The organism is Nocardioides sp. (assembly GCF_024509035.1).
Lineage (GTDB): Bacteria > Actinomycetota > Actinomycetes > Propionibacteriales > Nocardioidaceae > Nocardioides.
In genome coordinates, this window is the sequence record NZ_JANINT010000164.1 from 2134 (window position 1) to 4966 (window position 2833).

Annotated in this window: 2 protein-coding genes; one reads left to right on the forward strand and one right to left on the reverse strand. The window is 72.4% G+C overall.

Translation table 11 applies throughout. The features are described from left to right. Positions 1-1894 (forward strand): glycosyltransferase (locus tag Q0L15_RS12610; RefSeq protein WP_296604791.1); only part of this gene is annotated, 1894 nt, incomplete at its 5' end. Positions 1895-1921: 27 nt separating this feature from the next. Here Q0L15_RS12610 and Q0L15_RS12615 read toward each other — a convergent pair. After that, positions 1922-2833, reverse strand: a 912-nt coding sequence (locus Q0L15_RS12615; protein WP_296604792.1) for an SGNH hydrolase domain-containing protein, incomplete at its 5' end; no start/stop codon positions are given.

Here is a 2833-nt window from a genome sequence, read left to right on the forward strand (position 1 = left end):
CGCACGTCCGGGTGTCGCCCACGCGCGGACGGTCGGGCTCTGGGCGGCCAGCGGCACCTACATGACCATCGTCGACGACGACGACCGCGTGACACCCCACTACCTCCAGGACCTCCTCGACGCTGTCGAGCCGGGCGTCGTCCCCCTGGCGTGGCTGGCCGATGTCGAGCCCGACGCGCCCGACCGGCCGGACTTCGACAACTACTACTCCCGCGCGCTCTCGACGATCCTCGAGCGCGGCGCCACCGACCCGGACGGCACCGTCGGCGTCCCCCGTCTGCCGCAGGGGATCTCGCTCAACGTGGGCAAGCTCGTCCCGGTCGCCACCGCCCGAGCGGTGGGCTACGACTACTCCCTGCGCGGCGGCTCGGACTTCGTGTTCTGGACCAAGGCCTACGCCCACGAGCAGTTCCGGTTCCGGGTGCTCCCCGACCGGCGTGCCTGCTACCTCCGCACCCGGGTCCCCGACTCGCTCTCGCGCCGAGACCCCGGCTACGACTTCTCGGTCTCCCAGCGCCTGGGCTGCATCACCAGCCTCGAGGAGATCGACGAGGTCCCGTCCGAGGTGGAGCGGGTCGCACGGCACATGGTGCGCGCGCAGCTGGTCCACGTCCGCGGCCACCTCGAGCGCCACCCCGAGGAGCGCGCCCAGGTCGTCGAGGACATCGAGAGCCGCCGGCTGCGACGGATGCTCTGGGAGACCGTGAACACCGACGCCGCCCAGGACCTCGCCCTGCTCTACTGCTTCACGCCCTGGGTCGGCACGGCCGGGATCGTCGCAGCGCGGCGCATCCGCGAGCGTGGTGTGGTGGTCGACGTCGTGTGCAAGGACCTCGACGACATGCGCGAGCGCGACGCCTCGCTCGACGCGATCGCCGCGCCGTACGTCGCCCGCGTCGAGGCCCTCGCCGGCCCGTCGCACTTCGGCTCCTGGGCGTCGGCGCAGGACTGGTCCGGACGGGTCTTCGCCCAGCTCGAGGAGTGGGGCACCGACCACCGGTCGGTCTACTCCCGCGCGATGTGGGCGGCCTCGCACCTGGTGGCCGCGCAGTACAAGCTGCGCAACCCCTCCGTGCCGTGGATCGCGGAGTTCTCCGACCCGATCAGCCGCACGGTGCGCGGTGGTCAGCGCAGCAACGCGACCGGGTCCGGGCCGCTGTTCGACGAGCTGGCGAGCGGCCTGCGGTCGGCCGGCGTCGACCTGCCTGCGGACGGCGACGTGTTCACGTGGGCCGAGCAGGCGGCGTTCGCCCTGGCCGACGAGGTGATGTTCACCAACGCCAACCAGCGCGAGTACATGCTCGGCTACTGCCCCGACCCCGCGCTCGTCGAGCGGGTGCGCGCGCTGTCGACGGTGCGTCACCACCCGACGTTGCCCGAACGCTTCTACGAGCTGCAGTCCCCGGACTACCGCCTCGACCCCGACCGGGCCCACCTGGCCTACTTCGGTGCGTTCTACCCCACCCGCGGGCTCACCGAGGTCACCGAGGCACTCGCGGCGCTGCCGGCGCGCTCACGCTCGCGGCTCTGCCTGCACGTGTTCACCCAGGACGCATCGTCGATCGAGCGCGCGGTCGCCGAGGCGGGTCTGGCCGACGTGGTCGTGGTCAACCCGTACGTCGGGTTCCTCGACTTCCTCGCGCTCACCCGCCGCTTCGACCTCCTGGTCGTCAACGACGCCGACACCAGCGACCACGGCATGGGGACCAACCCCTACCTGCCCTCCAAGCTGTCGGACTACCTCGGCAGCGGAACGCCGATCTGGGCGATCGTCGAGGACGGCAGCGTGCTGTCCCACCAGCCGCTGGCGCACGTGACCCCGCTCGGCGATGCGCACGCCGCGGCCCAGGTGCTCACCGCACTCGCCGCGACGCGGGAGCCGCAGCGCGCCTGAGGCTGAGGTTGAGGGCCCTGCGTGCGATCAGTGCCGCGACTCCGGCACGTCGTCGAGGCCGATCCGGCCGATCGGGGTCTGCGCGACACCGAGCCGGCTCAGCTCGCGGTGCAGCATCGGGGTGAGCGTCCGCACGTAGGTGTCGGTCAGGTGCGAGCCCTGGCGCAGCACGAGCACACCGCCGAGCGCCGAGGGACAGACGGCCGGGCCCTCGGGGCAGATCCACCGGTTGAGGTCGATCATCGGGAGGTCGAGCTGGTCGGCGAGCAGCCGCAGCGTGGGCGTGCCGTACCCGTCCACGTGGCCCTCCCGAGGGGTGTCGCACCGGCCGTAGTGGCCGTCGTTGCGCTCCACGCAGCGGTAGGTGGACTTCAGGCGAGGCGACGGGTTGTCGGCGATGAGGATCACCCGCGTGCCCATCGACTCCAGCTCCTTGATCGCCGCCACGCTGCCCTCGATCAGGCCGGGCTCGTCCGGCGGGCTGCCCTGGGACACGAACGCCACGTCGGGGGCGCCGTCCGTGGCAAAGCCGTCGAGGACGTTGCGCGCGTACGGCGCACAGTCGCTCTCCAGGCCCTCGAGCGTGAACGAGCAGGCCGACTTCAGGCGCAGCTGCAGGCGCCAGCCCTCCTCGCGCGAGATGGCGTCCATGGCCGAGAGCCACTGGCCCATCTTGGAGTCGCCGAGCATGGCGACCGTGGTGGCGCCGTCGGGGTCGCCGTACTCGCACGGCAAGACGTCGATCTCGCCAGGACGGCGCTGACAGCCGTCCTCGTAGTAGATCGGCACGTCCTCGGTGGCGACCGCCGGGTCGGGCGTCAGCGGCCCCTCCCGCGTGAAGACCCGGCCCGGGTGGTCGATGACCTCCCACCGGTCGGCGCGCGGGTCGGCGACGAGCGCGGTCGCGCCGGGGCCGCCGTCGCCGTCGCCGAGGCGTGG